The organism is Aneurinibacillus danicus (assembly GCF_007991215.1).
Lineage (GTDB): Bacteria > Bacillota > Bacilli > Aneurinibacillales > Aneurinibacillaceae > Aneurinibacillus > Aneurinibacillus danicus.
Genome location: NZ_BJXX01000110.1, coordinates 1 through 7,357, shown reverse-complemented (window position 1 = coordinate 7,357; position 7,357 = coordinate 1). Strand labels below are relative to the sequence as shown.

The 7,357-nt window shown below is 49.4% G+C and carries 7 protein-coding genes and 2 riboswitches; of the genes, 2 read left to right on the top strand and 5 right to left on the bottom strand.

Features of this window, described 5'->3' with window-relative positions:
* Positions 1-64: 64 nt before the first annotated feature.
* The 5 genes from ADA01nite_RS12320 to gcvT all read right to left on the bottom strand — a co-directional run bounded on the left by ADA01nite_RS12320 (position 65) and on the right by gcvT (position 5,360).
* The gene (locus tag ADA01nite_RS12320) at positions 65-829 is read right to left on the bottom strand and encodes a TraR/DksA C4-type zinc finger protein (RefSeq protein WP_146810270.1); all 765 of its coding nucleotides are present in this window, start codon (positions 827-829) and stop codon (positions 65-67) included.
* Positions 830-991: 162 nt separating this feature from the next.
* Positions 992-2,479, bottom strand: coding sequence for an aminomethyl-transferring glycine dehydrogenase subunit GcvPB (gene gcvPB, locus ADA01nite_RS12315; RefSeq protein ID WP_246147322.1), 1,488 nt, complete (start codon positions 2,477-2,479; stop codon positions 992-994).
* Positions 2,472-3,824 (bottom strand): aminomethyl-transferring glycine dehydrogenase subunit GcvPA, encoded by a 1,353-nt coding sequence (gene gcvPA / locus ADA01nite_RS12310; protein ID WP_146810271.1) that lies wholly within the window; start codon positions 3,822-3,824, stop codon positions 2,472-2,474. The genes gcvPB and gcvPA overlap by 8 nt, the downstream gene beginning before the upstream one ends.
* A 9-nt stretch (positions 3,825-3,833) precedes the next feature.
* Positions 3,834-4,226, bottom strand: a complete 393-nt coding sequence (gene gcvH, locus ADA01nite_RS12305; protein WP_146810269.1) for a glycine cleavage system protein GcvH — start codon at positions 4,224-4,226, stop codon at positions 3,834-3,836.
* 33 nt (positions 4,227-4,259) lie between these two features.
* On the bottom strand, positions 4,260-5,360 hold the full coding sequence (gene gcvT, locus ADA01nite_RS12300) for a glycine cleavage system aminomethyltransferase GcvT (protein ID WP_146810268.1): 1,101 nt from the start codon (positions 5,358-5,360) through the stop codon (positions 4,260-4,262).
* A gap of 174 nt (positions 5,361-5,534) precedes the next feature.
* Positions 5,535-5,636: riboswitch (glycine riboswitch) on the bottom strand.
* A gap of 3 nt (positions 5,637-5,639) precedes the next feature.
* A riboswitch (glycine riboswitch) is annotated at positions 5,640-5,729 on the bottom strand.
* Positions 5,730-6,288: 559 nt separating this feature from the next.
* Between gcvT and ADA01nite_RS12295 the strand changes: the two genes are divergently transcribed.
* Positions 6,289-6,690: a hypothetical protein gene (locus tag ADA01nite_RS12295; RefSeq protein WP_146810267.1), complete on the top strand. Its 402-nt coding sequence runs from the start codon at positions 6,289-6,291 to the stop codon at positions 6,688-6,690.
* A gap of 225 nt (positions 6,691-6,915) precedes the next feature.
* A complete protein-coding gene (locus tag ADA01nite_RS12290) occupies positions 6,916-7,302 on the top strand; it encodes a potassium channel family protein (RefSeq protein WP_146810266.1) in 387 nt (128 codons plus the stop codon).
* The last annotated feature ends 55 nt before the right edge of the window (positions 7,303-7,357 follow it).

Here is a 7,357-nt window from a genome sequence, read left to right as displayed (position 1 = left end):
TCTTTCCCTTCCTTCTTTCCTCACGATTTTCACAAAAAAGGAGGCCGGAGCGGTCTCCTTTTTCTTATTTTTCGACATACCCTTCGTCTTCATTATCATCTTCCATTAAGTCCGGATTGCCCATTACGGAAACAACTCCTGCCTCATCGAGCATTTCCTCGTATTGTTCATGCATCGGAGTTTCCGTGTTTACGCCAATGAATTTTCCTTCCATGTCAGCGAGCAAAAATCCCTCAATGTCCTCCACATACCCGACAGTCTCTTCCGACTCCCAGTACATATCGTCATAGCTAAAATGAGCCTGCTCTCCGAAATCGGAAGGCGTATCTGACGTTCCGTATTTCGTCACATCCTGTATCGTGTCTTCTGCATCATACAACGTAGCATCCCGCTTGTCGTAATTAAACTGACCGAACGGAGGGTCAACCATATCCTCTTCCGCCGGACGACGCGCCGATACAAATGTCTCGCCTGCATGTTCAATGCATCGTACGGTGGTCGGCAATGCCTCCAAACGTTCACGTGGGATTTTCCTGTGGCAAACTTCGCACGTGCCGTATACACCACGCTCTATCGCTTCAAGCGCGCGTTCAATGTCCCGCATCTCTTCTTCTTCGTGTTCATGAAGTGCAAGATCTTTGCCACGCTCGAACGTCTCACTCCCTTGATCGGCCGGATGGTTATCGTAATTGGAAAGCTCCCCGATCGCCTCCTGCATCGCGGCCCTCCCCATTCCATAAGCATCGCTATCCTGAAGCCGCTGCTTAATGTCGTGTAGTTGGTTCGTAAGCAGCGAACGAAAATGAGAAAGCTCCTGATTCGTCAGCATCCCGAGCATCCCTTTCTGTCTCAAAGTATAAGCCGCAGTAATGCGGCGCACCTGAGCATAGTATCTGCGCATATTTAGGAAAAAATGTTGGGGATTGAAGGAAGAAAAAAGGAGAGACAGGCACGCGATCTATTCTGACGTGCTTGGCCTCTCCTCCGCTTTCTATTCAGGTTTTGTATAGCGCAATATCGGCTTCCGGGCCGCCAGCACTTCATCAAGACGGCTCACTACCGTATGATGAGGCGCCTCCTGTACAATTTCTGGTGTCTGTTCCGCTTCCTGCGCGATTTGAATCATAACATCGATGAATTCGTCCAGCGTTTCTTTCGACTCTGTTTCCGTCGGCTCGATCATTAGGCACTCTTCCACGATAAGCGGGAAGTAAATCGTCGGCGGATGGTAGCCGAAATCAAGCAGGCGCTTGGCAATATCAAGCGTGCGTACCCCTTGCTTTTTCTGACGTTTGCCAGACAGGACGAATTCGTGTTTGCATACGTGGTCAAACGGCAAATCATAATATTTAGCCAGCTTGCGCATCATGTAGTTGGCGTTCAGCACTGCGTTCTCGGACACAAGACGCAGCCCCTCCGGCCCCATTGTGCGGATATACGTATAAGCACGCACGTTGATACCGAAGTTGCCGTAGTATGCTTTTACGCGGCCGATCGACTGCGGACGGTCAAAGTCAAGACGGTAAACATCGCCTTCCTTGACAACTATCGGTTTTGGCAGAAATGGGATGAGCTCCTTTTTCACGCCGACCGGACCGGAGCCCGGGCCGCCGCCGCCGTGCGGAGTTGTAAACGTCTTGTGCAGGTTCAGATGAACAACGTCAAATCCCATGTCCCCCGGACGCGCTTTCCCGAGAATCGCATTGGCGTTGGCACCGTCGTAATACAGAAGGCCGCCCGCTTCGTGCACGATCTCCGCAATTTCTACGATGTTTTTCTCAAACAGGCCGAGCGTGTTAGGATTGGTGAGCATAAGCGCCGCCGTATCCGGACCGACTGCCTGACGCAGCGCCTCCACATCGACGAATCCGTTCTCGTCCGATGCCACAGTGATGGTCTCAAGTCCGGCTACGCTGGCGGAAGCCGGGTTTGTGCCGTGCGCAGAGTCGGGCACGATAACCTTGGTGCGATTCTCGCCCCGGCTTTCATGGTAGGCGCGAATCATCATCAGACCGGTCCATTCGCCCTGGGCGCCCGCCGCCGATTGCAGCGTTACCGCATCCATGCCGGTAATCGCCGCAAGGTCTTCCTGTAATTCATACATTAACTGCAGTGCGCCCTGTACCGTCTCTTCCGGCTGATACGGATGAATGCGGGCAAATCCCGGGTAGCGAGCCACATCTTCATTAATTTTCGGGTTATATTTCATCGTGCAGGAGCCGAGCGGATAGAAACCGGAGTCGACCCCATGATTGCGCTTCGACAATTCCGTGTAGTGGCGCATCAACTGCAATTCACTCACCTCAGGCAGCTCCGCCGGCACCTCGCGCAGATATGTGCCCGGAATAACAGATGTAACATCGACTTCCGGTACATCGCAGGCAGGCAGCGAGTAGCCGACACGTCCCGGCTTGCTCATCTCAAAAATCAGCGCTTTGTCTTTTTGCTGCTGTTCATTTTTCTGCATGGTATTAGGCATGGCGCGCTCCCTCCAATCTTTTCACCAGTCGATCGATTTCTTCCTTCGTGCGCAGCTCTGTGACCGCGAGCAGCATATGCTGCGCAAGCTCAGGATAATCACGCGACAAGTCGAAACCGCCGATAATCTCATCCTTGAGCAGCGCTTTATTGATATCGCCGACCGGACGCGGCGTTTTAATAACGAATTCGTTAAATACCGGCGCATCGTATACGACTTCGTATCCGTCGAGCCTTGCAATCTGCTGTTTGGCATACTGTGTCTTCTGTACATTCAGAAGCGCCATTTCCTGCACACCCTGTCTACCAAGCGCCGTCATCGCCACTGCCGCGGCCAGCGCATTCAATGCCTGGTTGGAGCAGATATTAGATGTCGCTTTCTCGCGACGGATATGCTGTTCGCGCGCCTGTAAGGTCAGCACGAAACCGCGGCGTCCCTGCTCGTCTTTCGTTTGTCCTACAATACGGCCCGGAATCTGGCGCATCAACTCTTTTTTCACCGCGAAATAGCCGCAATGCGGACCGCCGAACGCCATCGGAATGCCGAACGGCTGGGCGTCGCCCACCACTACGTCGGCACCGAATGCACCCGGTGGCTGCAAAATCCCCAGTCCGAGCGGATTGGCGCTTACAACAAACAATCCTTTATATTTATGGGCAATTTGCTCGATCGCGGCCAGCTCCTCAACCGCACCAAAGAAGTTCGGATACTGGACAAGGACGGATGCCGTATTTTCATCGACCGCCGCCTCGAGCGCCTCAAGATCGGTGAGTCCGTTTTTGCAGCCAATTTCAACCACTTCAAGCCCCTGGCCTTTCGCATATGTCAGCAGAATAGAACGGGCTTCGGGATGCACGGCACGGGAGACGACAACTTTCTTCCGCTTTGTCTTCGCTGCAGTCATTGCGGCAGCTTCCGCCAGGGCCGTCGCCCCGTCGTACATGGATGAATTCGCTACGTCCATGCCGGTCAATTCGCAAATCATCGTCTGAAATTCGAAGATTGCCTGCAATTCACCCTGGCTAATCTCCGGCTGGTACGGCGTATAAGCCGTATAAAACTCTGAGCGGGAAATCACGTGATTGACCACGCTCGGAATGTAGTGGTCATACGTGCCTGCTCCCAGGAAGCAAGCGTAATCGAGCGCATTGACATTCTTGCCCGCCATTCGCCCCATATGCTTCGTCAGCTCTGCTTCCGGAATCGCTTCCGGAATCGCAAGCCTCCCTTTAAAACGAACCTGCTCCGGAATATCGGAGAACAGGTCGGATATATCAGAAATGCCAAGGTCGGCCATCATCTCTTTGCGGTCTGCCTCCGTTGTTGGAAGGTATCGATACTTCACGGTCACAGTTTATTCCTCCTCTTTGCTAAACGCTTCGTACTGCTCCGCCGTCATCAGCGCATCCAATTCTTCCGGATTCGAAAGCTTAACAATAACCATCCAGCCTGCCCCGTATGCATCACTGTTAATCGTCTCCGGTCCTTCTTCAAGCTCACGGTTGACTTCTACGACTTCCCCGCTAACCGGCGCATAAATATCGGAGACGGCTTTTACCGACTCGACGGTGCCCATGCTTTCGTCCGCTTTCACAACGGCCCCTTCTTCCGGCAGCTCTACAAACACAATGTCACCCAATTGTTCCTGCGCAAAATGCGTAATGCCGATACGGACACGTCCTTCATCCAGCACTTCTACCCATTCATGCTCCTTGCTGTATTTAAAAGCGGATTGTACCTGGCTCATAATCTCTTCTCCCCCAATTTTCCTTTACTGGTTTTATGCTTTCGGCCGTTTATAAAACGGCGTAGGCACTACTTTCGCTTTGACCCGCTTGCCGCGGATTTCCACATCCAGCTCCGTACCGAGCTCACTGTATTGGCGCTTTACAAGCGCAAGCCCGACATTTTTCTTAAGCGTAGGCGACTGTGTACCCGTCGTCACTTCGCCGACCCTCTCTTCCCCTGCATAAACCGGGTAGTGGGTGCGCGGAATGCCGCGTTCAATCATTTCGATACCGACCAGCCTGCGCGGCGCGCCTTCTTCCTTCTGCTTTTTCAATGCTTCCTGTCCGATGAATGGCATAGGTTTGTCGACTTTGACGGCGAAGCCCAGCCCTGCTTCAATCGGGCTGATATCCTGGCTCAGTTCCTGCCCGTACAGTGGCAGGCGTGCCTCGAAACGAAGCGTATCACGCGCGCCCAGACCGCACGGCAGTACATCACCTGCGCCAGCTTCGAGGATTTTCTTCCATAATATCGGTGCCTCTTGCGCTTTGACATAGATTTCGAATCCGTCTTCTCCGGTATAGCCGGTACGGGAGACAAGGCCGGATACACCGGCCAAATTAACATCCTGTTTAAAATGGAAAAAACGGATGGCAGATAGATTGGTGTCCGTCAGCTTTTGAAGCACCTCTTCGGAAAGCGGTCCCTGAAGCGCCAGCTGTGCCGTTTCGTCGGAGATATTGCGAAGCGTAACTTTACCCTGAACATGCTGCCGCATCCACTCGTAGTCTTTTTCGATATTAGCAGCGTTGATAACCAGCAGGTAATGGTTGTCTGCCAGCTTGTAGACAAGCAGATCATCCACTGTACCGCCGTCCGGATAACACATAATCGAATACTGGGCCTGGTCTACGGCCAATTTGGACGCATCATTCGTTGTTATCTTCTGTACGAATGCAAGCGCATCCTCTCCCTTTACTTCCACTTCACCCATGTGGGATACATCAAACAATCCTGCTTTTGTCCGTACTGCTTCATGCTCTTTTTGAATGTTTGAGAATTGAACAGGCAACTCCCAGCCCCCGAAATCAATCGTTTTGGCTCCATGCTTTTCGTATAGGGGGTACAGAGGCGTTCGTTTTAAGGCAGACATTTGTTTCCAACCTCCATTATTTTTTTACTAACGTACTCTCATAAAACTAAAGAAAAGATAAATATGGAAAAAGGCGAACGCCTTTTTCTTCCCTGGTTCTTACTCCCTCTGTCCTCTCCTTCTTTTCTCACGATTTTCACAAAAAAAGGACAGAAATAGGGTATATCCCCCTATCTCTGTCCTTTTTACCTGAGAGCTACCCGGCACAAGCCATCTCTCTACGGCTTTCTGACCGGTTTCCCCTTTGGTGGTCCGCCATGCAGACTCTCTCCAGAGTTGCGTCCCGCAGAGGTACTTTTGCCTGAGAGATTGAAAGGTATCTTGCTCCTTCGGCGACGCGACCGACGCGTTCTCTCCCTCTGCTTTCATCCGCACGATATTTTAGTATTGGAAAAAATCAAATATGTAATCCTTTTCTATCGTAACACGAATCAGAAAAATTGCAATGCACTTTTTCAGCTTTCCGCTAACAATAAAATCCTTATTTAATATAATGTTTGTTTTTAAACTATAAAGAGATAAAAATAAAAACAAAAAACAAAATAAATAAACAAAAAAAACGAACTTTAAGGTGGATGATACGTTTTTTTCGTTCCGTCCTATTAAAGAGGATATCCTGTATCTCGGGCGGCAGTATTAAATTCCCCTGTTCATCAAATCGGCCAAGCAGCGGTTTTTTTTCCATCATATGTATGCCCTCCCTATGGCCCGGCAACAAAGTTTTGTACCTTTCCGATACCATTCCTTTTATTATTTCATCATCCTGTCCTCTGATAAAACACTATATAAAAAAACGTGAACTTTTTGTTCATTACTTAAGACTCATTTTAGCAAAAAAAAAGAGAGAATACAGGAAAATCTATGAAGAAAATCTTATTATAAAAGTACACAAGAAATTTTTACCTCAGTTAGAAGGGAGTGTAATCTCATGTTATCCAATTGCTCTGCGTGCGGCAAAGTATTCATGAAAATTTCCAAGCCAGTCTGCCCGGATTGCGTGCGCAAGGAACTTGAAACTGTTAAACGCATCCGTGATTACTTAAAACCGAAAGAAAAGCGAACTGCTCCCCTGGCACAAATCTCGCGGGATCTCGATATACCGATCCGCTATATCGAATATTTGATTCGCGAGAAGTATTTCGACCTTACACGCTATCCCAGCCTGCAATATAAATGCAAGAACTGCGATACACTCATCACGCTGGGCGAATATTGCAGATCATGCTCCGAAAAGCTGCGCAATAACCTTCTTGCCGCCAAGGAAAAGGCGGAGAAAAACGAGAAAGATAACGACGGGTCAGGCAGTCATTTTTATAAATCACGCTTATAAGCCTCCCTTCCGACATACATATGTACAAGTTAAAGAATGAAGATATATCGACATCCTTTGGCGGAACGAGATACCTGAAGCGAAGAAGAGGACAGGAGAAAAAAGGGCAAATAACATAACACTCTCTTTCCCTGTTCGCCTGTCTTCTGGTTCCTTCGAACCGTCTGGCGTATGTCATGATATCAAATTCAACTTATATAATATGTATGTATCGGATGTGAGAAAATGAAGCACACGATTATCAGACAAAAAACATGGCATAATTTTTTAACTCTTTTTCTGCTTTATATGAACCTTGTGCTTTCTTTCGGCCTAATTTACTGTGCCCTGGAATGGACGGGGCTTGGATTTATTCTTGATCACTATGCTTCCATAACACACCAGAATCAATGGTATGATCGAATTACCCGTTCCTTTTATTTCAGCGCGATTACACTGCTGTCGGTCGGCTACGGCGATTTAAGTCCGTTCGGGCTGGCACGCGCTGTTGCTATACTTGAAGCGATGATCGGGTATGTACTGCCCGCTGCTCTCGTCATCAAGTATGTAGCTTTTCCACATCCTCCGAGAAGACAATTTCGCCTGTTGAGCTTCCGCCGACCCAAAAAATAAGACAGCGAGGAGGATGTATGACGTATCCTGCCCTCGTTTTTTCCTTTTTCAACCC

Coding starts and splice junctions, on each gene's coding strand:
- ADA01nite_RS12295 (WP_146810267.1), top strand. CDS start 6,289: ATGTTATCCAATTGCTCTGCGTGCGGCAAAGTATTCATGAAAATTTCC.
- ADA01nite_RS12290 (WP_146810266.1), top strand. CDS start 6,916: ATGAAGCACACGATTATCAGACAAAAAACATGGCATAATTTTTTAACT.
- gcvH (WP_146810269.1), bottom strand. CDS start 4,226: ATGAGCCAGGTACAATCCGCTTTTAAATACAGCAAGGAGCATGAATGG.
- gcvPB (WP_246147322.1), bottom strand. CDS start 2,479: ATGCCTAATACCATGCAGAAAAATGAACAGCAGCAAAAAGACAAAGCG.
- ADA01nite_RS12320 (WP_146810270.1), bottom strand. CDS start 829: ATGCTGACGAATCAGGAGCTTTCTCATTTTCGTTCGCTGCTTACGAAC.
- gcvT (WP_146810268.1), bottom strand. CDS start 5,360: ATGTCTGCCTTAAAACGAACGCCTCTGTACCCCCTATACGAAAAGCAT.